The organism is Anaerorhabdus furcosa (assembly GCF_900167375.1).
Taxonomy (GTDB): Bacteria; Bacillota_I; Bacilli_A; order Erysipelotrichales; family Erysipelotrichaceae; genus Anaerorhabdus; species Anaerorhabdus furcosa.
In genome coordinates this window covers 41,631-66,382 of record NZ_FUWY01000001.1, presented here as the reverse complement: position 1 = coordinate 66,382, position 24,752 = coordinate 41,631, and the positions used below count along the sequence as shown (strand labels likewise).

Genomic DNA, 24,752 nt, shown 5'->3' with positions numbered 1-24,752 from the left:
CCTTTGTCAAGAGATACAAATTATAATGTAGATGATTGATGTTTTATTTAAATGAACCAAGTGGCAATATCTTTATAAAATGAACAAAATAAGGTAAACTATACGAGGTAGGTGAGAAGAATGGAATTTATAGTAACAGTTGAAAAAATTGAAGACATAAACCTATTTTGTGAAGCAGGAGCGACAGTTCTTCTTTTTTGTGATGAGTTTCATGGAACAAGAGCTCCATCTAAGTTTAAGCAAGAAGAATTAATAGAAGCTTTTGGAAAAACACAGGAATTAGGACTTAAAGTAGCGGTTTATATGAATCGTATTTATACAGACAAAGAGTTAGAGCAAGCTGAAGAGTATATGAAGTTCTTGAAAGAACATGGAGTTGCATTCATTTATTACAATGATCCAGCAGTTTATATTCTTGCGGAGTCATTAGGGCTAGTCGGTCATCTAGTATATGAACCGGATACATTAATGACAAATTCGAGGGATATGCAATTTGTCTTGGATCAAGGTATTCATCATGCAGTACTTTCAACAGAAATCACACTAGATGAAATGAAGGAAATGTGTATAAATGTACATGGAAATACAGAAGCAATCCTTTTTGGTTATTTGAATATGTCATATTCAAAACGTCACTTAATTCAAAATTATTGTGATGAGATTGGTGCAGACAATACGTGTGTGAATAAGATGAATTGTGTATTAATAGAATCAACACGTGAAGGTAAGATGCCTATTCTTGAAGATGAACAAGGTACTCATATCTTTACTGACTATATCTTGGATGCATTTGATGAATTTAAGGTGTTAAAAGATACAGGATTAAAGTCAATGCGTATTGATGGAATATTTTTGCCTAGAGATTTAGTGGTGGATGCGTGCAAAGCATTTGTCATGATTGATTTAGGTATGGATAGTGAAGTCATAAGAAAGAAATTTGAAGAGAAGTACAGTGAGTATCCTTTTAGTAAAGGGTACATGTACCAAAAGACAAATTTAGTAAAGTAGGTGAAGTATGAATAAGAAAATAGAATTACTCGCACCAGCAGGCGATTTAGAGCGTGCTAAAGTTGCTATACGATTTGGAGCGAATGCAGTTTATCTTGGAGGCAAACGTTTTTCACTTCGATCTCGTGCCTCTAATTTTGAAATTTCTGATATAAAAGAAGCTTGCGATTATGCAAGAGAATATGGTGCTCATATTCATGTAACTATTAATATAATTCCTCATGATGAGGATTTTGATGGGTTGGAAGGTTATTTAAAAGAGTTAGAAAATGCAGGTGTTACTGCAGTAATTGTTGCCAGCCCAACCATCATTCAAACAGTAAAAAAAGTTGCACCTAAGTTAGAAGTTCATTTGAGTACTCAAATGTCGACCACAAACTTAAAGGCAATTGAATACTATCAACGATTAGGTGTAGACCGTATTGTTTATGCAAGAGAATGTAATTTAGAAGAAGTCTGTATGATTTCTAAAAATTCACCAGTACCTACAGAAGCATTTATTCATGGGGGTATGTGTGTCAACTATTCTGGGCGATGTACATTAAGCAATGCAATGACATTAAGGGATGCGAATCGTGGTGGGTGTGCTCAATCTTGTAGATGGAAGTATCACTTAATACAAGGTGAAAAAGAGATAAGCAAGGAAGATTGTTTGTTTTCTATGAGTTCAAAGGATTTAATGGCTGTTGATGTTCTATATGATTTAATGGATGCGAATGTAGCATCACTTAAAATAGAAGGTAGAATGAAATCTGCTTATTATATTGCGAGTGTGGTACATACTTATCGCAAAGCAATTGATGAAATAGCACAAACAGAGAAACCATTAGATGCAGAACGATTAGAATACTACGCAAATGAGCTTTCAAAAGCTGAAAATAGACCAACATCTATCGGATTCTATCGAGGACTTCCAACTGCAAAAGCTCATCTTTATGGAATCAATGGAGCAGGTGTTACTCATGATTTTGTAGGTGTAGTTATGGCATATGATCAAGATAGTCAAATTGCTAAAGTCCAAGTTAGAAATGTATTTGGTTGTGGTTATGAACTTGAAGTATTTGGACCCCACATTGATAATGAAGCCTTTGTGGTAGATTCAATCATCAATAGTGATAAAGAAAATATTGAAGTAGCCAATCAACCGATGACGATTGTTGAAGTTAAGATACCATTTATCGTAGAACCACAAGATTTAATTAGGAGAAAATAAGATGATTATTGAAGGGGCACTTAGTGTAAAAGCGGTATTATTAGCAAGAAATCGTAAAATCAATTGTATTATCATCGATCAAAAGAAGAAAGATAAAGATACAGGGTTTATCCTTGCTAGAGCAATGGATTTTGGTGTTGAAGTAAAACGCCTTGAGAGAGAAGAGGTTGATAAGATGGCAGATGGTAAAACGCACGGAGGTGTGTTAGCTGATGTCGAAAATCGTTCGTATCAATCAATTGATGATTGTTTAGAGGGAATTCCTTTTATTTGTGTATTGGAAGGAGTCGAAGATCCATTTAATTTAGGATATGCATTAAGAACGCTTTATAGCGCTGGATGTACAGCAGTATTACTTCCAAGTCGTGATTGGACTCGCAGTGAAAGTACAATTCTTAAATCAAGCGCAGGAGCAAGTGAGTATATGCCACTCATCTTAAGTGATGATATGGCAAGAGATATGTTGCTTCTTAAAAAGAAGTTTGATTGTAAAATTTATGCAGCTATGCGAAAAGATGCAAAGACATATTTTGAATATACTTATACTAGTCCGATCATTCTTGCGATTGGTGGAGAAATGAGAGGATTAAGTAAGGAAATTCTAGATATTGTCGATCATAATATTTATATTCCTTATGCAAATGACTTCAGAAATGCTCTTAATGCAGCTAGCGCAGTAGCGGCGATTAGTTTTGAAGTAGTTCGACAAAGAAGATATGGTATCAGTGAATAAGTTCGTGATATAATATTACGAAATGGAGGAAATTCTATGAAAGAAGCTTTTTATTTAAAAAATAACCTTGCAATCGTTAACTATACAACAAAGTATTGCAAAACTGGAAGTGAATTAATTTCATCTGAAGGATTTGATCAGTTTTTAGATGCTTATTTACAATTCTTGATGAAAGATAATCAAGATTTGTATTTATGGCTTACAAATAACGCATCAGAGGAAGAAGTAAAGTCTGAACTTATTCGTTTAGCTAAGATTTTATTAGTATTAGAAATGGATGAAATCAATCATCCAGCACTTAACGATCCAAAACGTTTACTTGATGTCATTGAGTCAATGTATCAATTTTGGCGTCAAACACAGCGTATTTCAATTGTTTATTCAAAGCATGATGAAGGGCTTCAACTGGCAAACTTCCTAGAAGCAGATAATGATTTTAATGATTTAGTATTAAAAACTTATCGTCGTGTTCAACAAAAAGTTCAAGGATCAAATAACAGAGTATTCCGTCAATTACAAGCAGGTACAAACGCAAGTATGATGTTATGTACATGTGATTGGGATATGCCAAAAGAATATGAAATGTTAAATAAAACACCATTTGTCCATACTTTAATGTTGAGAACACCCCTAATTATTCATCCTAAATCAAATAAACGTACTGGTACATTTACAGAAGTATTAGATAATCCAATTAGTGATTATGTGGATAACCATGAAGATTGGATTTGCTTTCCATGTAAAGTTGGATCATTACTTACATTTATCTTCTTCCACCGTGATTTCTCAGCAAGTGCTATCTCATTAGCAAACTTATTTGAACTTGCATCACAAGAAGAATGTATTGGGAAAAAACCAGATTGTATTATGATCTTTGGTAATGAAGATGGTAAGAAAGACACAGTTTTCTATCATGATAAACCAAACCAAATTTGGGTAGGTAAAATCTCTTATGAAGATAAGATTGAATACTTTGGTTACTTAAAGAAAATGGCATTAACACTTCATAACTTAGCAATGATGGAAAAGAATTGGTTACCAATTCATGGTGCTATGATTAACTTACATCTTAAAGATGGTACAAAAAAAGGAATTATGTTTATGGGAGATTCTGGTGCGGGTAAATCAGAAACAATTGAAGCTCTTACAAACTTAGCTAAATCAGAAATAGACTATCAAGAAGTTGTATTTGATGATATGGGTACTTTGCATCTTGACCACAATGGCAAGATTGTTGCTCAAGGTACAGAAATTGGTGCCTTTGTACGATTAGATGATTTGGATCGTGGTTCTGCATATCGTGATATGGACCGTTCCATCTTCTTTAATCCAGAAAGTTCGAACTCACGTGTTGTTATTCCAGCTGCGCCATATAGTGTTGTTACAACAAATCAAACAGTAGATATGTTCATGTATGCAAATAACTACACAGATAGTCGTGGATTAAGAATTATCGAAGATCAAGAAGAAGCAAAACAAATCTTTGTAGAAGGCAAACGTTTTGCCCTTGGTACTACACAAGAAAAAGGTTTATCAACTACTTTCTTTGCAAATCCATTTGGACCAATGCAAAAACAAGAACAATGTACAGTGCTTATTGATAAGATGTTTGAAGAACTTTACAAACAAAATATCTTAGTTGGTGAAATTTATACATGTCTTGGTTTACCTGATAAAGGAGACCACGGTATCGATGAAGCTGCAAAAGCATTGCTTGCTCTAGTAAAACAACATAAAGACTAAAAATGAGACCTTCTTTAATTAGAGGGTCCCATTTTCTTTTCCATTTTGTAATTTGTAAGTTCAATTCCATTGCATTGGACATGTTGCTCTTGAAGAACTTGATAGCCTCTTCTTTCAAAGAAGGGTCTAGCAGTGATTGAAGCATCTGTTTGAATAATCGGTGCAAGATGAAGTTCTTCGACTGTATCACTCAATAAAGTAGCGATACCTTGATGTTGGTAGTCTTTATGAACATACAGATGATCAAAATATCCACAATCATCAATATCAGCAAATCCAACTACTTTGTTATCTTCAATTGCAACATAAGTGTGATGAGATAGCAGCAACTGATTCCATTGGTTAGGAGTGCGATGATTATTAAGCCATGCATCTATTTGGATAGGTGTATAATCAAAACTATTTATAGATTTAATTGTGTCTTCAAAGAGTTGAATGATTTCTAAACAATCATCTTGTTTGTATTTTCTTATTTTCATAGTCAGCCTCCCATATAAAATAATTATAACTCAAAATTATTAATGTTTTTGAACTAATCTATTATTTTATTTTTAGATGACTCTTTTGAAAATAAGTAAAGTGATATTTTCGCTATTATTATTCCAAATAATGCTCCAATACTTGCTTTGACTAAAACTGTTAAAATATAGTTATCAATCAAATCAATGGGTGAAATAATAGCAATAAAACAAGAAATGGCAACTGATGATTCAAATAAATAGCCATAAAAGCATTGTTTGAAGTTTATTGTAAATCTTAAAGAATCAAACTCATAGGTAGTCAATCCGTTATTTTTGTTTTTTAGACATTGTTTAAGTTTTGCAAAATCATTTTTTGGGATTAAGATATTTTGTATTTGTTTTATCATATATTAACTCATACCTTTCTTAAATCATTGAAGATGTATTAGAGTTTAAGCAACTTTACAAAATACTCACCACTCATGTTATGAATAACCAATGGAATTCGTAAATAAACCGGTAGGCGTACATTTTAAAATAGTATTGAATAATAAATAAAGTTAATGTTTTAATTAAATGCGGTAAACTTTTGTAGGTAGAGTAAGAAATAATGACTAAATATTAAAGTACACCTTATAGTTTGAATAATCCAATTATAAGGCGTACTATTATTTTTTTGAAATTACTTATACTTTATTGCTCTTTTTTATATGAGTATTCTATTCTGTTTTCAAAAGTAGATCCAAAATCTTTTGATGTTTTTTCTTCAATAATACGATTTAACTCATCATAATAGAAATACGTAGTTAATATAACGGCTTCAGATGTGGAGATAGTTTGAACTAATTTGCCACTTTCATAAATATATTCTATTGTTGAAATAATTAAATCATTTAATATATATTCAATATTTGAAATATCCCCCATTTCATTGTAAGTGTATTTTGAGATATTCTTTTCACCTTTGTTATTGATACTAGTGACAATTAAAGGTTGATTATTATTATTGTATTCTATGTAAACTTCGGTAACAATATCTTCACTTTGGATTGATTTTGAGTATACTTGATTTCCATCCTTATCATACTCTTTGTCAATAGTTTCAAAAATTTTCCCGTCAGAAGATGTGCTTGTTGAATGAACTAGCAATCCTCCTTCGTCGTAATCAAACATAGTAATAAACTCATCAGATTCAACAGAAATACATAGCCCATCAATATATTTATACTCTATAACAGACTCATTAATTATTTTTTTTACTATTTGTTGATTGCTGGCAAAATATTCAGTAGTTTTAGAAATAATTTCATTGTTCTTGTTATAATTCACTGAGACTAAACTAGATTCAATTTTTAATTCATCAAATTTTGTAGTTTTTACATTGTTTGCGGTACAACTTACTAGAAATAAGCAAATAATAATCGCTTTTAACAACTTCATGATAAGAACACCTCCTTTTCTAATGCTAGTTAAACTGTAAATGTCTTTGTGGTATAGAAATATCCTCCACCAACAACACAATCGTAAATATTAGAAGCATTACTTCCGTAATATACATACATTGTTACATTGGTTGATCCTGTTTGATGCCAAACTGAGTTAACAGAAATATCCCAATTTTGCACACCTTGTATAGAGTATTGGATATTCACATTCGTAACTTTCTTTGTTGTTCCAACTGTTTCGATATCATATGAACCAGTAAACCTGATTTTAGCAGTAGCAGAACATGTTCCACTTTGATTTTGAAGAGGCAATGAGAATGTTCGATCAACGCCAATAGTAGCTATTGAACCTCTAGTTTGAATTGTGGAATTGTCGGATAGTAGAATTGGTAACTCTATCTCTTGAGTAGGTCGTGTAGGTAGACATCCTGAAGGTTCTGAATCTAGAGAACTTTCGTTGCCCGTATCTATTGATGCATAAATATTTAAAGGTAAATAAAATAGACAAATATTTAGCGTCAAAATTAATGCTATTATTTTTTTCATGGTATTTAACTCCTTCTAAATTTTAGTTGTACTTTTAAAGCGGGGTTGGTATAAACCTCTAGAAGATGTAATGGTAAGATTTCTCGCTTTAATATTGATGAGAAAAGATAGAAAAAATTTCTTAATTATATTCATATTATTACTCCTTGTCACTAGTGATAATTTATGTATAACAAACAATTGAAGAAATATCAATGAAATTGGGATAAGTGTATCAAAATAGGGATAAGTGTTTACATAGGAAGAATAATGGTACATATAAATGTAAAATCTTTACTTTCAAAATTAATTTTACCATTGTTTCTTTCACATATATTAATTGAGCTTTTTAGGCCAAAACCATGATTTCCATGAGTGGTTTCGCGATTTAAATCAATAAAGATTTTCTCATGCTCAGTTGAGTTTAGAATTGATATTTTTATGTACTCGTTTATTTCATAAATATCGATTTTTATATAGTTTTTTCCGCTGCAATATTTCATAGAGTTATCAAAAATATTACTTAATAAGATAAGTAAGTCTTGTTCATTCATGCTAAAATGCAATTTGGAATTAATAGTGTAAGTAATGTCTATGTTTTTTTTATGGCATTCACTTAGTAGAACATTTAAACAGTAATCTAAGACAGAATTATTAGAAATATATACAGATTTTACTGATTGAATAGTATTTAAATATTCAGATATTGTATATCTAGCTGTTTCTATTTTATTTTGTTCTAAATTTGAATCAATATATCTGAGAATATGTTTCATATCATGCTTTAATTCGGATATATGGTTATTGATTTTTTTAATTTCAAGAATATTATTTAATCGTTCATTATCAATTCTAATTTGTAATTCATCATCTTTTAACTTATTACTTAATTCAATAAATTTAAAGAATGATAAAACGAAGAATAGAGTAAATATCATAAGTGCAATTATTCCAATTGAAAAAAAACTAATAGATAATTCACCATTGTATAATATATTTTCAAAAGGTAAAAAAACTAAAATTAATAATATTGAGAAAAATAGTATTAATTTACTTTCAAACTCTCTTAAAAAATGTTTATATTCTGATCGAATTTTACTTACTTTACTTAAAACAAAGAATAGAATGATTTTAGATGCGATAGCTAAAAAATAATAATAGTTTGATTCCAATAATGTAGAAGAATCTAGAGAATGATAAACAAATATACTAGTTAGTACTACTAGTGATGAATTGATAAGTGAGATAATTAGGTAAATAAAAATATTTATAAATATTAATTCATATACATCATTATCTGAAAAGAAAAAAGAAAAAATGAAATTAGGAGTAATTAACATAAATATGAGCAATCCTTCATAACCACTGATTGTATTAATAATTGTTAATAGAGTAGCTGAAATTATTGTGAATAATACAATATACACCATTGAGTAATGATGATTTAATCGCAGGTATTTAGATAGAAATATGTAAATAAGAAGTGACTCTATAGTGTTTATTGCTATATCAAATATATTCATAATTTTTCACCCAACAAAAAGTTCAAATATAATGTTTCAACATGTTTAAACTTCCTATGGCTAATAGGAAGTTTAAGATTAGTTAGCAAAGTAACTTCGAGATTTAAATGATCAAGCTTTTTTATTTGGTTCATATTAACCATAATACCATGATAAATCATTATAAAATTATTAGATGCAAAATCATTTCTTACATCTTTGAGAGATGTTCGAAGTGATATTTTCTTGGAATCGCTAGTATGCAATATTAAATAGTTTCCTTGAGATTCAATATATAAAATCTTATTAAATAATACTTCCACTTGACCCATTGTGAATGATTTTGCCAAGAAATGTAATTTTTTTAAAGATTTCTTTAGTGCAATATCTAAATCAGCTTTCAAATGTGATTTGCGAATGAAATAAATAGAGTTCACAATTAGTGAGTCGAAAACTAAGTCTTCTCTATTTGAGTAAAAAACAAATTGTGCATCAGTATTAATTATTTCTATTCTTTGGGCTAATGAAATTCCATTGATTTCAGGCATATCAATATCAAGAATATAAAGATCATAATTACAATTCAATACTTTATTAATGTCATTGCTAGATAAATAAATACATTCAAAAAAAATATTATCAGGATGTTTTACTAATAATTCTTTGATTTTTCTTATATCTTCGATATTGTCATCAACAATTACAAATTTATATTTCATTTATCCTCCGAAAGTAAATACTGTTTTTATGTATGGAAATCAAAAGGGCATTTATGATAAATATATAGGTAAAAACTTCATTAATAGAATATATTTGTATGAAACATCCCAATGTGATTATCATTAAATATAGTGCACATATGATAAAAGTGATTTTTCGATTTGAAACTCGTTCTTCAATAGTTAGTGGATTGTTTATATGCTCTATTGGACTTCTTTAATTATATATGAAATTGAAAGAGTTGATAGTAAAAATAAGCCGAATGGTTTTAAATTTAAATTCAGAAACATCAATAAGCCTACAAACAGTAGAATATAGTATAAGAAACATTTTAAATGCGTTGTGGCATGATATCCCCCGCTATATTCTCTTAGTAAAGAGAAAAATAAGATGTAAATAAGTGATTCAAAAAACAAGTTAAATAAACTACCGATTAGCAAGGTTATTGAAAAAGTTATAAAATCATAAATGATTAATTCAATGGTTAGTTGAAGTGCTAAATCACAAATAACATTATTATCATTGGATAGATATTTCAAAATTTGCTTACTTAAACAAGAGATTAATATGCCCAAAATATATCCTCCTTCAGTGAATATGACAAATTTCTATGAACATTACTAAATATATTATTAATATAACACAGATAATCTTACATATAAAAATAAATATTCAATCTGTATTCAATGTTACAATAATGAGATAAATTGTTTTCGTGAACAAAATAATGTAAAATGACACTAATGGAGATCACAATATGAGTATACAATCTGTTCAAAATGAAAGAGTAAAACAATGGGTAAAACTTCATGGTAAAAAAGGTAGAGATGAGTCTTTACAATTTTTAGTTGAAGGTGAACATTTAATAAAAGAAGCACTTAAAGTGAATTGTGTGGATTTACTTTTGATTGAAGAAGGAATTAATAATCCCTTTGATTTTAGTGTTGTTGAAGAATGTAGTATAAATGTAATGAATAAGGTGAGTCAAAATGTTTCAGGTGCAAAGTATATTGCAGTGTGTCATTACATTGAACACCATATTGTAGATGCAACAAGGGTATTACTTTTGGATAATGTTCAAGACCCGGGAAATATGGGAACAATTATTCGAACTGCTTACTCATTTAATATCGATGGTATTTACTGTTCAAATGATTGTGTAGATGTTTATAATGATAAAACAATACGTTCAACACAAGGTGCCATTTTTCATTTGCCTGTGATTCGATGTGATTTAAACCAAATCTGTAATGAATTAAAAGGTGAAGGATATCAATTATTTGGGACAGCATTAGAAAATGCGATTCCTTTTAGTGAAGCGAAGGATTTTGATAAAGTAGCATTGGTATTTGGTAATGAGGGACAAGGAATTCGAAAAGACTTATTAGGTTTAATGGATCAAAATTTTAAAATTGAAATCAATGAATTTGATTCTTTGAATGTAGCGATTGCAGCAGGTATCTGTATGTATCGCTATAGAAAGTAGTAAAATGAAAATTGAACGACTTATAGCAATGCTACTCATTTTATTACAAAATAAAAAAGTTACCGCAACTACCTTAGCTGAAAGATTTAATGTATCAAAACGTACAATTTATCGTGATATTACAGATTTGTGTTTAGCAGGTGTACCAATTGTTACAAGTACAGGTACTGATGGTGGCATCATGATGGATGAAGGTTATAAGATAGATAAAACATTTTTTAATGAATCTGAATTGCAAGTGATTTTTGCGGGTTTATTAGGATTAAGTAGTGTTACGCTTGATAACAAAATTGAAATGATAATCGATAAGTTTAAAAGTAAGAATACAACATTTATAAATCATCATATAGTAGTGAATCTATCCTCATTTTATAAAGATACACTTGCTCCTAAAATTGAGTTACTTCAACAATGTATTGAACAAAATCAATCTGTTGAATTTAGCTATTATTCCAAAGCAAAAGAAATGGAAGTAGTTTTAAATCCATATTTAATCGTTTATCAATGGTCAAGTTGGTATGTGTATGGATGTGAGAAAAATACGGAACACTTTAAACTTTATAAACTAAATCGAATTTTAAACCTTAAATCAATTGAGGAATATTTTGAGATAGTCAATTTTCCAAAAGAAGATTTAGATTTTAATCAATTTTATACAGATGAAATTAAATCAGTAATTTTATTTGATGCAAGTGTTAAGTATCGCTTAATTGATGAGTATGGAATCGACTCTTTTCAAATACAAGGAGATAAGCTTCGATTTGAATTTCCCTTTACTAATGATGATTACTTGATATCCTGGGTACTTGGTTTTGGTGAAAATGCGGAGCTAATTGAACCAGTAGAAGTACGTAATAAGATTCAAAAAATGATAACGAAAATGTCAAAAAAATATGAATGATGACATACGGATGTCAATAAACCTCAAGTATGATATGTGCATGGAGGAAGAAAAATGATAGAGTCTAGATGTGGTATACAGTGCAGCAAATGTGAATTCAAGGTAAAGGTTAATTGTCCAGGATGTACTAAAATTGCAAAACCATTTTGGGCAGATAAGTGCCCTGTGAAGAGTTGTTGTGAGGATAAAGGATTAGAAAATTGTGGAAAGTGTGATCAATTTCCATGTAAACGATTAAATGATTTTGCTTATGATGAAAAACAAGGCGATAATGGACAAAGAATAGAGACATGTAGAAAGTGGTGTGAGGTAAAGTAAATGGCAACATCAGTTGATTTTATTGAATATGTCTGTGATCAAATAAAAGGTACAGGTGATATTCGATACAAGAAAATGTTTGGTGAGTATATGGTTTACGTAAATAATAAACCAGTTTTGCTTGTTTGTGATAATACTGTTTATGTAAAGAAACTGGAATGTATTGAAAAGTTAATGTCAGATGCAACTTGTGGAAATCCTTATCAAGGTGCCAAGGAACATTACATATTAAATATTGATAATGGAGACTTTAGTAAAGAAATCATAGATTTAATTGAACCAATAACTCCAATTCCAAAACCGAAAGTAAAGAAAGCGAAGTAATCAATCGCTTTTTTCTTTATTTAGTCATTATTTATTGATAGAATGAGCACATGAAACTAGAAGTTGCGTCATTCAAAGTAGAAATGCTAGAAGTAACTGACTTACTACCGTATGATACAGAGTATAAAAGGAGCTGAATATTATGGAAAAAAAGGGTTATAAAAAAATATTCAAAGAAAAATCCTTTGTTGCTTATATGGTAGCGAATATTATTAATCGATTTGGAGATTCATTGGATAGTATCGCATTTACATGGATTGTCTATGCAATAACGGGAAATGCATTTTGGTCAGCGTTAATATTTGGGGTTAATCGTTTGCCGACAATCTTCCTTCAACCCTTTGTTGGGGTTCTCGCTGATCGATTTAACAAAAAGGCAATATTAATCATAACAGATTGCTTTCGAGGATTCTGTGTGTTATTCATCGCTTTAGGTGTTTTAGGAGGTTGGCTCAATGAATGGCATTTGTTGATTGCGACATTAATCATTTCATCAGCAGAAGCATTTAGATTGCCTGCAGCTGCAACAATGATACCCCAACTAATCGATTCTGAAGATTATGAATATGGTGTTTCATTAAGTCAAGGATTAGGAAGTACAGTTGAACTAATTGGATTAGCAAGTTCAGGATTAATCATAGGTTTATTTGGTGTTGTGAGTGCAGTATTTATTGATATGGTTACTTTCTTTCTATGTGCTTTCATCATTGCTTTTGTTAAATTGAAACCACTGGATAATAAAGTAGAAAAAGAAGAGTCTTACCTAACACAATTGAAGGATGGGTTTAAGTTTGTAAAGAGTCATTCAATTATTATCTATTTTATTATCTTGGCATTATTTTTAAATGGATTAACATCTCCCTTCAATTCCTTACAAGCTCCACTTGTTAGTGAAGTATTAAAATCAAATGAAGTTATGTTATCAGTAATTGGTGCTAGTTTTGCATTTGGAGGTATCTTTGGTTCGCTCATGTTTCCACTTGCGAATAAATATTTAAATGGTCCTCAATTTGTAAAACAGGCAGGTATATCACTAATTATTATGTATATGGCACCTGTACTTATTGGTCAGTTTATTAATGTTGAATGGATGAAATATGTTTTGGTGGCAGTATCGGGAACCGTTGCTGGTGTTGAAATTGGATTAATTAACACATATATAGGCGTAACTGTGATGCAAAAAATAAAACGTGAATATTTAGGACGTGTTAATTCAATCACGATGGCTGTTTCTATGGCGGCGATGCCAGTATCTGCTTTTATTACTAGTGTATTGGTATTGTATTTATCAACACAAATGATATTTATCATATCAGGGTGTTTAGCAATACTAGCATTATTTACGATATGTACAAAAAAATACTACAATAAAATGGTAACTGAAAGAGATTTAAAATCATTAGAATAGTAAAAGATATCTTCTACAAAAAATGTAGAGGATATTTTTTTAGGTGAAATAAAAAAATAAACATATTAATAAATGAGAAATCTAGAAGGGAAGGTAAATATGAAAGAAATATTACAAGAATATGGAGGATTTATATTATCTATTGTTTTAATTGGTGCTCTCATTTTAAATCTAAAGAATGGATTTATCGGTAAAATAAATGAAAACATTACAGCACAACTAGATAAAATAGCAGAAATAGGAGATTAAGTGATAAGCAATGGGTGGAGTAATCAAAATATATGGAATTATCATAACAGGTAGTATTGCTTTATTTCTATTAATGAATTTTAACCAACGTATTTTCTTAGAAGATGACATTTTTGAGAGTACAAGAACAACGCAGTTATCTGTAATTCAGGATAATTTAAATCTAGGTGAGTTATTTGTCAATGGTGATTATTCGATTTCTAGTGAAGAAACAATGCGTAGTTGGATGAAAAAATTCGAAGAAAATAAAAACGATAAATATCATTATGTAATCGATTTTGTTGGTATTCATGAAACTCCACCTGCAATTGCGATTCGAATTCGAGGTTATTCATCTTTGAATATGATGGAGGATGAATTGGAACTTGACTATACCAACCTCGTTTTAATTGAAGAAAGGAGTACTTCATGAAATTTAAGAGCAACAAAAATACTCTATATAAGCATAAAACAACGATTACACTACTTTTAACTATCGTCGTAGGTGTCTTGTGTATGGCTTCTTACCAAAGCGCTATCAATGAAATAAGTGATCTGGTGTTAGTACCTGTAGCAGCAAAGTCAATGGGGTCTAGAACAATTGTAATGGAAGAGGATATCAAATATATTGAAGTACCAAAATGCATTACCTTAGAAAATGTTTCACTAGATAAAGAAGACATTATTGGAAAGTATGTAAAGCCATATCAGTCAATTGCACAGAACTCATTGTTTTATCATGATTTAATAGCAGACAAAGAAAATATGAATGATGCAAACCTATTCTTCTTACAAGAAGGCGAGGTAGCGATATCAATTGATGTCGATATGAAAACATCCTATGCGAATTCCATTTTGGTAGGTCATTTAATTGATTTGTATTTTTTAGGTAAAGTCAATATGAATCAAGGCGCTGCAAATCAAGCAATTGTTCATGGTGAAATTGTAAAGAATGCAAGAGTTATTGCAGTTAAAGATAAAGAGGGAAATTCGATTGAAAGTGATACTGAGCTAGAATCAAATGTATTGGTTGTTGCGTTATCTAAAGAAGATGCTCATCTAGTTGGTGTAGCAAAAGCGATGGGAAGTGTCACCCCTGTAATTTCATATGACAACATTAGTCAAAGTGAGGCAACAGATTACTATGACTATTACAAGATCAGAAATATTATTCTTGGTAATTCACTTGATGTAACTTTAATATCAATGAATGAGGAAGAACAAAATGAGTGATGGAAACTTCAATGAAATCGATTTTGGTTTACTTCAAAATTTACTTGAACAAGAAGATATAACGGATGTTGCCTGCAAGAATGGAAATGAAATTTGGATAACATCAAATGATAAGGGACACTATAAATCACAGATGTTCATTAGTGAATCTGAAGTGGAAAGAATTGCGAATCAAATCGCAAACAAAATGCAAAAAGAATTTAATCCCGCTAATCCGAGTTTGGAAGGTGATATTCAAAAAGATAAGTTAGATTATCGAGTGGGATGTGTACATTCTTATTTGTCTCAAGAAGGCACAACTCTTGTGATTCGAAAGGTAAGAAAAAAACAATTTCTAACTTATGATCGATTAATACAAGATAAAACAATAAGCAAAAAAGCACTGGATGTATTAATTTATGCAGTTAAAGGAAGAGCTAATTTATTATTTATTGGTGAAACTGGGTCTGGAAAGACAGAATTATTAAAGTTTTTAATTCCCTATATTCCAAAAAATGAAGTAATTGTAACAATTGAGGATTCGATGGAGTTTAATGTTAAGTCAATAGCTCCTGAACTATCTTGTACAGCTTTTAGAATAAGAAAGAACTACACCTATTCAACAATCATATCCATGGCATTGCGACTTAATGTTCAACGTATTTTATTACAAGAAGCTAGAGGTGAAGAAGTAAGGGATTTGATTGATGCAATATCAACAGGACACACTGTCATGACAACAATGCATGCTAAATCAGCAGAAAATGTACCCTCACGAATTAGACAAATGATTCGTGATGAAAATGAGAATTATGATTCATTGAAGAAAAGGATTTATGCACTATTTGACTTAGTTGTACATATGGAAAAAATTGAAACAAAAGTGGGTATAAAAAGAACTGTAAAATCAATACATGAATTTTATTATGATGCTTCAAATGATGAATGTCATTTAATTGAAATCTATTCAAACGGAAGACTAATCAATCAATTATCCAATGGATTAATGACTCAAATCATGAAGTGCATTGAGGAGTTAAGATGATACTACTATGTCTTTATTTTATCTTACTCTTTCTTTTAAACAATAGTTTTAAAGAGAACAAAGAAGTGAAAACAATAAAAAAACAGTTCGTTGAAAGCTTAAACAGCTATACATATAGTGGAATAAATAAAAAACTAAATGAATTCAATATGAATTACTCTTTATCCAATTACATGAAACATTCCAGTTTATTATTTATAACGCTAGGGTTATTGTGTTATTCCACAACAAAGAGCTTAAGGATAACTTTGTTGATAACATTGCTTTATCTAGTTGCCATACCATTTGTTGTATATCAAAAAAAGAGACAATTATTTAAGATAAATCTAATAACTTCTATTTTTATCTACACACAATCCATTCTAATGTATTTGCGTGAAGATAAGACAGTGGTGGACATACTAAGAGAATGTGAGGAAAGCAATAACAACTTTCTTAGAAGAGATTTGAAAGAAGTAAATCAATACATCCTAAAAACAACAGATGTTCTGACTGGATTAGAATCTCTAGAAAATAAATACACTTATTCAATCGTGATTAATGCACATATCATACTAAAGCATAAGTTGATTGATGGTATCGTAAATCAAAATCTGATTGATTATTTATATACAAACATAGAAAATTACGAGATAGCGTTTAATGAATACATAAACAAGAGAAGATCAAATAATTATCTTTTCTACTTAATACTTGGATTAAATGCATTTGGTGTATATAGTCTTACTAACTTTATAACTTTACAATCCAATAATCAAAATAGTGTGATGCAAGCAGTTTTAACTCTATATTACATATTGAACTTAATTACAATTATTATTTATGAGAACTGGTGTACAAATACATTGGTACTAGAATAAGGGGGTTTTATGAATAACTTTTTACTTTTGTTTTTACTATTTTATACATATATGATTTATCTTTGGTTCTTTAGGAATAGAAATGCTACTCATCATATGGAAAATTTCTTTGATTTTTTCGTTGAAAAGGACTTTAAGTTTATTTTAGAGCATCTTGGAGAAGATAATATTAAAAAAGTGATACATAAAAGAATTAAAAAAAGTATTGGTGCAACTTTTATTATTTGTTTAGTTTTAAATAAAGATATTAGTATTAATTATTTGATATTCTATTTTATTTTAGGAATTCTTTTCTATAAACTACAATATTATTTAATAAAGAAAAAATATGAGAAAAAGTTATTAGAAGCAGATGAAAGATTTCCTTATTATCTAAACAATCTATGTATCCTTATACAGAATAATTCAGTCCCAGTCGCTTTAAATAAATCAATTGATGTCGCTCCCAGGTTATTTAAAAAAGATTTAGAAATCTTAGTTTCAGATATTCATATTGGACATAAAAAAGGATTGATTCCTTACTTGGAGTTCAATAATAAATTTAAACAAGTTAAGGATTTAAATAGAGTAGTAAAGACTTTATTTAATATTTCTAATGCATCAACGAGTAAAGAGAAAATGGTTATGTCTTTGGCAAAGATAACAAATGAGAGAGTTTTTAACGCAAGAAAAGATTATTTTAATAAGATTTTAGATAAACAGGCATTAATACCGTGGATTAGTTTTTTATGGGTAGGGATTGTACTTATCGCATCCTTTTCAGGAATTAGTTTTGGAGAGTTTTTATCATGAAGGCATCAATACAAATGTATGGGATAATTATAACCTTTGCCTTATTTTTATTTCTAATTCCTCAACTGCTTGGTATCGCAATGTTGTATCGAGAGATAAATTCAGTTGCTTCTTATATTACGGAGGTAATTGAAGTTCATGAAGGAATTAGTAATCACAATGAAGCGGAAGAAATAATACAAGATACGTTAAACAAACATCCTAAATTGATGTGCACTTTTAGTAAAGAAGAAATGAATAAGTTCTACACTTACAATGTTAAATGTTCAAAGGAAACATGGATTTCAATATTAAATATTCCATTTGAACTGAGTGTTAAGAAAGTAACAAGGAGGGTAATTTATTAAAAAAAGAATCATAATTTTGATTGTTTTATTGAGTGGATTTTTTATGAGTTATGCAAATTCAGAAGAATGTACAGAAATAACATACTATGCTAGAAAAGAGTGGGTATCCTATTTTGATTTCTTTGATACTAATTTTGATGAAAATCAAGCAATGAATATCAATTCAAAGTCTGTTTCTTTTAGTCAAAATATATTTGGGACCCATTCAGAACCCAAAAGTGTAGACTCCAGTATATTTAATGGTACCGCTAGTTATAAAAAGATTTCAGATGGAACAAAAAAGAATCCAAACTATTTCAGTATTGCATTTGGTAAACCGATTAGAATTGGTAAAGTAGTATTCAAGATTGAAGCAAATGATAATAAAACAAAAAGATCAGTTAATAAATACATTTATGCAAATGCTTATCCAGAGTTTGTAAATAATGGTGTAATGGTAGTAAAAGGAAATCCTATATTTACCACAAGCGAAAATGATTATGTCACACTCGATTTTGAGATGAAAGAAATGAGTGATCTTGTAATTCTTTTTGAAGGTGATGATAATGAATATATTTTATCTTTTTTTCAAGTTTTAGAGTATCAGATTAATGAAACAGTTGAATGGACACAAGATGTCATTGAAAATGCAGAAACTAAAAAAGTAAATGCATGCTTGGGAAGAGGAAATTTTAATAGAAATGGTACAGGAAATTGGGTAAAAGAAGCAAATACAATCTTTACTCCATCCGCTTCATTAGTTAGTAATTATGTACCCATTCAAAATTCTCAATCATTCTATTATGATTGGGGAAGAGGAAAGAATAATTCGGCTTATGAAGAACCATTTCATATTCGTGATATTGGGGAAAATGCAAAACAAATACAAGGTTGGAAAATCACAGGAGATAAGCCTTATCTAGAATATGCATCGCTGGCAAATAAAGAAACGGAATTTGAATATATAATGACTGATAAAACAAAGGGCATTCAATATATTGCAATACCAATGTATTGGGCTAGTTCTATACAAGCAGACTATGCTTGGTCATCTTCAAATGATATTGGCTGGTGTAATAATGTATTGGGTATGGCAATTAAGCCATGTTATAAGCATTATGGACATAGCACAAATCCCAGAGTAAATGTGATGGATGTAAAGGTTATTGAATATAATGATGTTATACCACTAGAATTAAGAGTGATTGATTATGTTAAATATTATTTAATAAATGATTACAACAATGAAGTAAAATTTATTAGAAAAGGCAAAGAAGAAATACAAGAATTTGAATTTAATAAAACAGGGAAATGGCGAATCAAAGTGAAATTATTTGATTTGTTTGGTAATAGTGGTGAAGTAATTTCCAATGCCTTTATGATTGATCAAGATAAACCCAACGCTGATTACCATATTCAATATCATTCAGACTCAAATGTTGATGTTACAATTAAACCTCATGATTTGCATTCGGGCGTATTAAGATGGAAATATGAAATATCAAGTGATGGTGGAGAGACTTACATTCAGGAAAGTGATTGGTTAAGTAGTGATGAAGAAACAATAGCATTTATGCAAAATGGTAATTACATCATTCGCACCGTAGTTGAAGATCGAGTTGGAAATAGAAATGATATCATGTCAGAAGTAATTTCAATTACAAACAATCAAGCAAATATAAATCATATAATCGTGCCTAGTTATTCAATTGATAAGGCAACACCAATTCACATGATAGTTGAATGCAGTGGTTGTAAAGAAAAACCAAAAGAACTTTTCATCTATGATGATAACTTAAAAGTAATGTCTCTAACATTGAATCAAGATAAGAATGAAATCCAAACCAATTTCACTCCCAATAAAAAGAAAGAAACGAAGTTGAGATTTCAGTTAGACAAACAAGAAATAGAATTAACTGTTTTTGAAAAGAGCTATGAATATCGGGAGAGTAATGATTCACTACTAGAATTTGAAGGAGTAGTCGCAAGTGCTATTGATCAAAATAAAATGGAGAAGTTCTACAAAGAAAATTTAATTGTGGAGCTAGAACAAGATCAACATAAAGTTTTTACAGGAAAAGGAATAAAAATAAATGTCCGCACACAATATCAAAATGAGTGTAGAGTAATTGAAGAATTTCAATGTAAAAGTGGTATCATGCAAGAAAATGGTGTTTTAGATCCATCACTAGAAAGTGGAGAATCATTTGGTATATTCAATGAAGGAGCTTTACCATTTATTGGAAAATATAAATTAAATGGTACGATTCGAGTTCCACTTACTAGAAATGAAGTGATGTTAAATTTACCATGGGTTTTTGTGGATAAACGCGATGGTTTGGTATATGAAGAGAGTACTATTGAGCGAATAGATGGAAAAATGAAATGGTATACCAACCCAAGAAGTGAACTTAAAACCTATGAATTTTCGATGAATGGATTAAATTATGGTCACAATCAATTCTCTTGGAAATTAATTGGTAACTATGAGTTATCACATTATTATTATGACGATTTTAGAATTCACTTTGCAGATCCAAAAGATCCATTTAAAAATGAAATGTCAACAAAATGGGCAGGGAAAACGAGTTGGTTTAAGGACTTAAATTTAGAAAATCCTATCCAACAATTCAAGTAGAAATTAATAGGTAAAGTTAATCATATTTTTAAAAAGCATTGCAAAAAATTTGGTTATTGATATAATTACAGTTATTAAAGCGTACTAAAGGATTAGTAATAAGATGCGAATTGCGTAGAGAGAGTGATGATTGGTGAAATTCACTTGCAACAAGACTTATGAATTCACCTTTATAGTGAGACTAATCATCTCCGGGGGTTCCCGTTATCAAGGATTAAGGTGTATCTCAATTTTTTGTTTGAGGTAAATCAGGATGGTACCGCGATTCAATCGTTCCTGTTACAGGAGCGATTTTTTTATTGTAAAGGAGAAAACAGTATGGAAAAAGTACAACTTGTGCAACAAGAAGCATTACAAAAGATTGAAGCTTGTACAACGATGGATGAATTACAACAAGCAAAAGTTACTTATTTAGGGAAAAAAGGACCAGTTCAAGAATTAATGACATTAATGAAGGATTTGAGTCCAGAAGAAAAGCCAGCATTTGGGCAAGAAGTGAATGTTTGTAAACAAGCAATTGCAAAAGCAATTGAGGATAAGCAACAAATTCTAGAAGTAAGTGCTATGGCTAGCAAGCTAGAAAAAGAAAAAATAGATATTACATTACCAGGATATGAACCAGTGTTAGGTACATTACACCCACTATCAGTTATTTCTCAAGAAATTGAAGATTTATTTGTTGGTATGGGATATGACGTTTCTGAGGGACCTGAAGTTGAATTGGATTTATACAATTTTGAACGTGCTAATATTCCTGCAGATCATCCTGCTCGCGATATGCAAGATACATTCTTTATCAATGCTGAAGAATTGCTTCGTACACATACTACAGCTATTCAAACAAGAGAACTTGAAAAAGCACAGGGCAAAATGCCTATTAAAGTTATTTGCCCAGGGAAAGTGTATCGTAGAGATGATGACGATGCGACTCACTCTCATCAATTTACTCAAGTTGAAGGACTTGTGGTTGGTGAAGGAATTACACTTGCGGATTTAAAAGGAACACTAAAATTCATGGCTGATAGAATGTTTGGAGAAGGAAGAGAAATACGTTTTAGACCTTCTTATTTCCAATTCACTGAACCTTCAGTTGAAGTTGATGTTACTTGTCATATTTGTGGTGGTAAAGGATGTTCAGTATGTAAAGGTACTGGGTGGATTGAAATTCTTGGTGCTGGCATGGTGCATCCAAATGTACTTGAAATGGCTGGATTTGATAGTAAAAAATGTAGTGGCTTTGCATTTGGTGCAGGGATTGAACGTATTGCAATGTTAAAGTATGGCATTGATGATATTCGTAATTTCTATATTAACGATGTTCGTTTCTTAAAAACGTTCAACCGTTTTGATTAATAAGGGAGGAAAAGAAAATGAAAGTAAGTATTAATTGGTTAAAAGAATATATCTCCCTGGATGGAGTAAGCGCAAATGAACTTGCGAATGCACTAACGACTGCAGGTTTAGAAATTGAAGGTGTTGAACCAGTTGCAAAGGGGACAAATCTTGTCATTGGTGAAGTGCTGAGTTGTGTTCCACATCCCGATTCAGATCACTTAAATGTATGTATGGTTGAATACGGAGAAGGTCCAACACAAATTGTCTGTGGTGCTCCAAATTGCACTTCAGGAATAAAAGTTATTGTTGCAAAAGTAGGTGCAGAATTACCTGCAATTACAATTAAAGCTGCAAAAGTTAGAGGACAAGAATCTAATGGAATGCTATGTAGTTTAAGAGAACTAGGTGTTAATGAGAAGTATTTAACAGAAGCACAAATTAACGGAATTGAAATTCTTCCAAATGATGCACCTGTAGGAAATACAGAGGTATTAAAATATCTTGGTTATGATGATGTTGTATTAGATGCATCGCAAACACCAAATCGTGCAGATTGCATGGCAATGTGGAGTGTTGCAAAAGAAGTAGGAGCAGTATTAAGAAGAGAAGCTAAACTTCCAAGTTATGAAGGAGCATCTAAGATTGGAAATCCAACAACATTAAAAATAATTTCAAAATCTGAGAAATGTCCACATTTCTTAGGAAAAATTGTTGGGAAAGTTATTGTAAAAGAATCACCAAAATGGATGCAAGACTATTTGCATGCTGCAGGTATTCGTGCAATCAATAATGTAGTTGATATTTCAAACTATGTTATGTTAGAAACAGGACAACCATTACACTTTTATGACTTAGCTAAAATGCCACATAAAGAAATAACTGTTATTGATGATGTTGATATGAAATTAACTGCATTGGATGGCATTGAGTATGAAGTACAAAAAGGTGATTTATTAATCACAACTGGTGGAAAAGCTACTGGTATTGCAGGTATTATGGGTGGTGATGATAGTAAGATTGATGAAACTACAACAGGTATTATCATTGAGGCAGCACATTTCAACCATGTTTCTATTCGTAATACTGCAAAACGTTTAGGATTAATGACAGAAGCAGCATCTCGTTATATTAAAGGATTAGAACCACTAGCTCAAAATAAAGCGGTGGATCGTGCTGTTCAATTATTAATTGAATATGCAGATGCAAGTGAACTTGAAGAAACAGTTGAAGCAGGATGTGTAAATTATAGTCCTATTCAAGTAACAGAAACATTGGAACATTGTAATGAATTATTAGGTACTACATTTAAAATGGATGAGGTAACTGAAGTCTTAAAAGCATTGGATTTCAATCCAGTAGTAAATGGAACTTCATTTACATGTACAATTCCAAGTTATCGTACTGATATCTTTATTAGAGAAGATATTGATGAAGAAATCATTCGTTTAATTGGATTCGATAGTTTAAATAAAACATTACCAAAAATGGAAGCAACAGCTGGTAAACTAACTCATCGCCAAGCATTAAGAAGAGAAACTAAACAAGTGTTTACGGGTCTTGGAATGCGTGAAGTTATAACTTATACGCTTGTAAAAGAGCAGTACATGAATGATGCAGTTTTACCTTTTGGCCAACATATTCAATTGGCTTCCCCAATGAGTGAAGACCGCAAATACATTCGAAATAGTATGATGCCTTCAATGTTAGAATGTCTAGCATATAATCAAGCAAGAAAGGCAGATAATGTAAACTTGTTTGAAATATCAAATGTTTATGAAAAAGATAAAGTCCAAGAAAGAGTTGGAATCTTATTATCAGATTCTTTACAAGAAAATAGACTTCAAAAAGTAGATATCAAGAGTGACTTCTTTACATTAAAGGGTATTGTCATGTCATGGTTGGCTAAATTAGGATTTGCATCAGAGCGTATTGTAATTAAGGAAAATACATTAGATACAATTCACTTCCATCCATATCGTAGTGCTGAAGTTTATCTTCAAAATGATTTAATTGGTATTATCGGTGAAGTTCATCCAACTTATGCTAAAGCGATGGATGTAGCACCTTGTGTTTACGCAGAACTTAATTTTGATTTGTTAGTAAATGCGAAAGGAACAAAAGTACGTTTTGTACCATTAGATCGTTATCCATCAGTATCGCGTGATATTGCGTTAGTTGTAACTGTTGATACAACAGCACAATCTATTTTAGATATTATTAAAAAAGTTGGTAAACGATTAATTCAATCAACTGAAGTATTTGATGTTTATCAAGGTGAACACGTTGAAAAAGGATGCAAGTCAATTGCATTGAACATTGTTTATCAAGCTACTGATCATACATTAACAGATGATGAAGTAGTTCCATTGCATCAAGAAATATTAAGTGAACTTGAAAGTAAACTTAACGCTAAACTTAGAGGATAGAAAAAAGAAGCTATTACAAGAAAGATGATTGTTACTAATCATTTTGATTGAAATAGCTTTTTTATAATGTTTTATTTTGTATTTGAATTAAAGTGAACTTATT

General features: G+C 30.5%; 26 protein-coding genes and 1 other annotated feature. Of the genes, 19 read left to right on the top strand and 7 right to left on the bottom strand.

What is annotated here, in order from left to right:
• The first annotated feature begins 120 nt into the window (after positions 1-120).
• From B5D14_RS00330 to B5D14_RS00315, 4 genes are read left to right on the top strand one after another with little or no spacing between them, the layout of a single operon-like run.
• Positions 121-1,008, top strand: coding sequence for a peptidase U32 family protein (locus tag B5D14_RS00330; protein ID WP_078710599.1), 888 nt, complete (start codon positions 121-123; stop codon positions 1,006-1,008).
• Positions 1,009-1,015: 7 nt separating this feature from the next.
• The gene (locus B5D14_RS00325) at positions 1,016-2,221 is read left to right on the top strand and encodes a peptidase U32 family protein (RefSeq protein WP_078710598.1); all 1,206 of its coding nucleotides are present in this window, start codon (positions 1,016-1,018) and stop codon (positions 2,219-2,221) included.
• 1 nt (position 2,222) lies between these two features.
• On the top strand, positions 2,223-2,954 hold the full coding sequence (locus B5D14_RS00320; RefSeq protein ID WP_078710597.1) for a TrmH family RNA methyltransferase: 732 nt from the start codon (positions 2,223-2,225) through the stop codon (positions 2,952-2,954).
• A gap of 36 nt (positions 2,955-2,990) precedes the next feature.
• Positions 2,991-4,697, top strand: a complete 1,707-nt coding sequence (locus B5D14_RS00315; protein ID WP_078710596.1) for a hypothetical protein — start codon at positions 2,991-2,993, stop codon at positions 4,695-4,697.
• 14 nt (positions 4,698-4,711) lie between these two features.
• On the opposite strand, the gene B5D14_RS00310 is transcribed toward B5D14_RS00315, so the two are convergent.
• The 7 genes from B5D14_RS00310 to B5D14_RS00280 form a co-directional block, all read right to left on the bottom strand.
• On the bottom strand, positions 4,712-5,176 hold the full coding sequence (locus B5D14_RS00310; RefSeq protein WP_078710595.1) for a GNAT family N-acetyltransferase: 465 nt from the start codon (positions 5,174-5,176) through the stop codon (positions 4,712-4,714).
• A 53-nt stretch (positions 5,177-5,229) separates the two neighbouring features.
• Positions 5,230-5,565: a hypothetical protein gene (locus B5D14_RS00305; protein ID WP_078710594.1), complete on the bottom strand. Its 336-nt coding sequence runs from the start codon at positions 5,563-5,565 to the stop codon at positions 5,230-5,232.
• A 286-nt stretch (positions 5,566-5,851) separates the two neighbouring features.
• The gene (locus tag B5D14_RS00300) at positions 5,852-6,598 is read right to left on the bottom strand and encodes a hypothetical protein (protein ID WP_078710593.1); all 747 of its coding nucleotides are present in this window, start codon (positions 6,596-6,598) and stop codon (positions 5,852-5,854) included.
• A 29-nt stretch (positions 6,599-6,627) separates the two neighbouring features.
• Entirely contained in the window at positions 6,628-7,149 is a 522-nt protein-coding gene (locus B5D14_RS00295; protein WP_078710592.1) for a hypothetical protein, read from the bottom strand.
• A gap of 233 nt (positions 7,150-7,382) precedes the next feature.
• Entirely contained in the window at positions 7,383-8,651 is a 1,269-nt protein-coding gene (locus tag B5D14_RS00290) for a GHKL domain-containing protein (RefSeq protein ID WP_078710591.1), read from the bottom strand.
• Entirely contained in the window at positions 8,648-9,349 is a 702-nt protein-coding gene (locus B5D14_RS00285; RefSeq protein ID WP_078710590.1) for a LytR/AlgR family response regulator transcription factor, read from the bottom strand. Before B5D14_RS00285 ends, B5D14_RS00290 begins: the two co-directional genes overlap by 4 nt.
• 204 nt (positions 9,350-9,553) lie before the next feature.
• On the bottom strand, positions 9,554-9,925 hold the full coding sequence (locus B5D14_RS00280; RefSeq protein WP_159443666.1) for an accessory gene regulator B family protein: 372 nt from the start codon (positions 9,923-9,925) through the stop codon (positions 9,554-9,556).
• Between the two features lie 182 nt (positions 9,926-10,107).
• On the opposite strand from B5D14_RS00280, the gene B5D14_RS00275 reads away from it, so the two are divergent.
• From B5D14_RS00275 to pheT, 15 genes are all read left to right on the top strand, one after another.
• Positions 10,108-10,836, top strand: coding sequence for a TrmH family RNA methyltransferase (locus tag B5D14_RS00275; protein WP_078710588.1), 729 nt, complete (start codon positions 10,108-10,110; stop codon positions 10,834-10,836).
• A gap of 4 nt (positions 10,837-10,840) precedes the next feature.
• Positions 10,841-11,737 (top strand): helix-turn-helix transcriptional regulator, encoded by an 897-nt coding sequence (locus B5D14_RS00270; protein WP_078710587.1) that lies wholly within the window; start codon positions 10,841-10,843, stop codon positions 11,735-11,737.
• Between the two features lie 54 nt (positions 11,738-11,791).
• Complete coding sequence (locus B5D14_RS00265; RefSeq protein ID WP_078710586.1) at positions 11,792-12,055, top strand: DUF3795 domain-containing protein; 264 nt, start codon at positions 11,792-11,794, stop codon at positions 12,053-12,055.
• Positions 12,056-12,379 (top strand): TfoX/Sxy family protein, encoded by a 324-nt coding sequence (locus tag B5D14_RS00260; protein WP_078710585.1) that lies wholly within the window; start codon positions 12,056-12,058, stop codon positions 12,377-12,379.
• A 142-nt stretch (positions 12,380-12,521) separates the two neighbouring features.
• Positions 12,522-13,787: an MFS transporter gene (locus tag B5D14_RS00255; RefSeq protein ID WP_078710584.1), complete on the top strand. Its 1,266-nt coding sequence runs from the start codon at positions 12,522-12,524 to the stop codon at positions 13,785-13,787.
• A gap of 99 nt (positions 13,788-13,886) precedes the next feature.
• Positions 13,887-14,036, top strand: a complete 150-nt coding sequence (locus tag B5D14_RS12100) for a hypothetical protein (protein WP_159443665.1) — start codon at positions 13,887-13,889, stop codon at positions 14,034-14,036.
• Positions 14,037-14,046: 10 nt separating this feature from the next.
• Positions 14,047-14,448, top strand: coding sequence for a DUF5411 family protein (locus B5D14_RS00250; protein ID WP_078710583.1), 402 nt, complete (start codon positions 14,047-14,049; stop codon positions 14,446-14,448).
• The gene (locus B5D14_RS00245; RefSeq protein WP_078710582.1) at positions 14,445-15,248 is read left to right on the top strand and encodes an RcpC/CpaB family pilus assembly protein; all 804 of its coding nucleotides are present in this window, start codon (positions 14,445-14,447) and stop codon (positions 15,246-15,248) included. The genes B5D14_RS00250 and B5D14_RS00245 overlap by 4 nt, the downstream gene beginning before the upstream one ends.
• Complete coding sequence (locus B5D14_RS00240) at positions 15,241-16,272, top strand: CpaF/VirB11 family protein (protein WP_159443664.1); 1,032 nt, start codon at positions 15,241-15,243, stop codon at positions 16,270-16,272. Before B5D14_RS00245 ends, B5D14_RS00240 begins: the two co-directional genes overlap by 8 nt.
• A 65-nt stretch (positions 16,273-16,337) precedes the next feature.
• Positions 16,338-17,132, top strand: coding sequence for a hypothetical protein (locus B5D14_RS00235; RefSeq protein ID WP_143254356.1), 795 nt, complete (start codon positions 16,338-16,340; stop codon positions 17,130-17,132).
• 9 nt (positions 17,133-17,141) lie between these two features.
• The gene (locus tag B5D14_RS00230) at positions 17,142-17,924 is read left to right on the top strand and encodes a hypothetical protein (RefSeq protein ID WP_078710579.1); all 783 of its coding nucleotides are present in this window, start codon (positions 17,142-17,144) and stop codon (positions 17,922-17,924) included.
• Positions 17,921-18,271 (top strand): hypothetical protein, encoded by a 351-nt coding sequence (locus B5D14_RS00225; RefSeq protein ID WP_078710578.1) that lies wholly within the window; start codon positions 17,921-17,923, stop codon positions 18,269-18,271. The genes B5D14_RS00230 and B5D14_RS00225 overlap by 4 nt, the downstream gene beginning before the upstream one ends.
• A gap of 43 nt (positions 18,272-18,314) precedes the next feature.
• The gene (locus tag B5D14_RS00220) at positions 18,315-20,888 is read left to right on the top strand and encodes a hypothetical protein (protein ID WP_078710577.1); all 2,574 of its coding nucleotides are present in this window, start codon (positions 18,315-18,317) and stop codon (positions 20,886-20,888) included.
• Between the two features lie 73 nt (positions 20,889-20,961).
• Positions 20,962-21,169 (top strand) — a binding site (T-box leader).
• Positions 21,170-21,206: 37 nt separating this feature from the next.
• Complete coding sequence (gene pheS, locus B5D14_RS00215; protein ID WP_078710576.1) at positions 21,207-22,241, top strand: phenylalanine--tRNA ligase subunit alpha; 1,035 nt, start codon at positions 21,207-21,209, stop codon at positions 22,239-22,241.
• Between the two features lie 17 nt (positions 22,242-22,258).
• A complete protein-coding gene (gene pheT, locus B5D14_RS00210) occupies positions 22,259-24,649 on the top strand; it encodes a phenylalanine--tRNA ligase subunit beta (RefSeq protein ID WP_078710575.1) in 2,391 nt (796 codons plus the stop codon).
• Positions 24,650-24,752: the final 103 nt, after the last annotated feature.

What these genes read in the sequence shown, in the direction of transcription:
- B5D14_RS00330 (WP_078710599.1), top strand. Translation starts at nt 121, where the DNA reads ATGGAATTTATAGTAACAGTTGAAAAAATTGAAGACATAAACCTATTT.
- B5D14_RS00325 (WP_078710598.1), top strand. Translation starts at nt 1,016, where the DNA reads ATGAATAAGAAAATAGAATTACTCGCACCAGCAGGCGATTTAGAGCGT.
- B5D14_RS00320 (WP_078710597.1), top strand. Translation starts at nt 2,223, where the DNA reads ATGATTATTGAAGGGGCACTTAGTGTAAAAGCGGTATTATTAGCAAGA.
- B5D14_RS00315 (WP_078710596.1), top strand. Translation starts at nt 2,991, where the DNA reads ATGAAAGAAGCTTTTTATTTAAAAAATAACCTTGCAATCGTTAACTAT.
- B5D14_RS00310 (WP_078710595.1), bottom strand. Translation starts at nt 5,176, where the DNA reads ATGAAAATAAGAAAATACAAACAAGATGATTGTTTAGAAATCATTCAA.
- B5D14_RS00305 (WP_078710594.1), bottom strand. Translation starts at nt 5,565, where the DNA reads ATGATAAAACAAATACAAAATATCTTAATCCCAAAAAATGATTTTGCA.
- B5D14_RS00300 (WP_078710593.1), bottom strand. Translation starts at nt 6,598, where the DNA reads ATGAAGTTGTTAAAAGCGATTATTATTTGCTTATTTCTAGTAAGTTGT.
- B5D14_RS00295 (WP_078710592.1), bottom strand. Translation starts at nt 7,149, where the DNA reads ATGAAAAAAATAATAGCATTAATTTTGACGCTAAATATTTGTCTATTT.
- B5D14_RS00290 (WP_078710591.1), bottom strand. Translation starts at nt 8,651, where the DNA reads ATGAATATATTTGATATAGCAATAAACACTATAGAGTCACTTCTTATT.
- B5D14_RS00285 (WP_078710590.1), bottom strand. Translation starts at nt 9,349, where the DNA reads ATGAAATATAAATTTGTAATTGTTGATGACAATATCGAAGATATAAGA.
- B5D14_RS00275 (WP_078710588.1), top strand. Translation starts at nt 10,108, where the DNA reads ATGAGTATACAATCTGTTCAAAATGAAAGAGTAAAACAATGGGTAAAA.
- B5D14_RS00270 (WP_078710587.1), top strand. Translation starts at nt 10,841, where the DNA reads ATGAAAATTGAACGACTTATAGCAATGCTACTCATTTTATTACAAAAT.
- B5D14_RS00265 (WP_078710586.1), top strand. Translation starts at nt 11,792, where the DNA reads ATGATAGAGTCTAGATGTGGTATACAGTGCAGCAAATGTGAATTCAAG.
- B5D14_RS00260 (WP_078710585.1), top strand. Translation starts at nt 12,056, where the DNA reads ATGGCAACATCAGTTGATTTTATTGAATATGTCTGTGATCAAATAAAA.
- B5D14_RS00255 (WP_078710584.1), top strand. Translation starts at nt 12,522, where the DNA reads ATGGAAAAAAAGGGTTATAAAAAAATATTCAAAGAAAAATCCTTTGTT.
- B5D14_RS12100 (WP_159443665.1), top strand. Translation starts at nt 13,887, where the DNA reads ATGAAAGAAATATTACAAGAATATGGAGGATTTATATTATCTATTGTT.
- B5D14_RS00250 (WP_078710583.1), top strand. Translation starts at nt 14,047, where the DNA reads ATGGGTGGAGTAATCAAAATATATGGAATTATCATAACAGGTAGTATT.
- B5D14_RS00245 (WP_078710582.1), top strand. Translation starts at nt 14,445, where the DNA reads ATGAAATTTAAGAGCAACAAAAATACTCTATATAAGCATAAAACAACG.
- B5D14_RS00240 (WP_159443664.1), top strand. Translation starts at nt 15,241, where the DNA reads ATGAGTGATGGAAACTTCAATGAAATCGATTTTGGTTTACTTCAAAAT.
- B5D14_RS00230 (WP_078710579.1), top strand. Translation starts at nt 17,142, where the DNA reads ATGAATAACTTTTTACTTTTGTTTTTACTATTTTATACATATATGATT.
- B5D14_RS00225 (WP_078710578.1), top strand. Translation starts at nt 17,921, where the DNA reads ATGAAGGCATCAATACAAATGTATGGGATAATTATAACCTTTGCCTTA.
- B5D14_RS00220 (WP_078710577.1), top strand. Translation starts at nt 18,315, where the DNA reads ATGAGTTATGCAAATTCAGAAGAATGTACAGAAATAACATACTATGCT.
- pheS (WP_078710576.1), top strand. Translation starts at nt 21,207, where the DNA reads ATGGAAAAAGTACAACTTGTGCAACAAGAAGCATTACAAAAGATTGAA.
- pheT (WP_078710575.1), top strand. Translation starts at nt 22,259, where the DNA reads ATGAAAGTAAGTATTAATTGGTTAAAAGAATATATCTCCCTGGATGGA.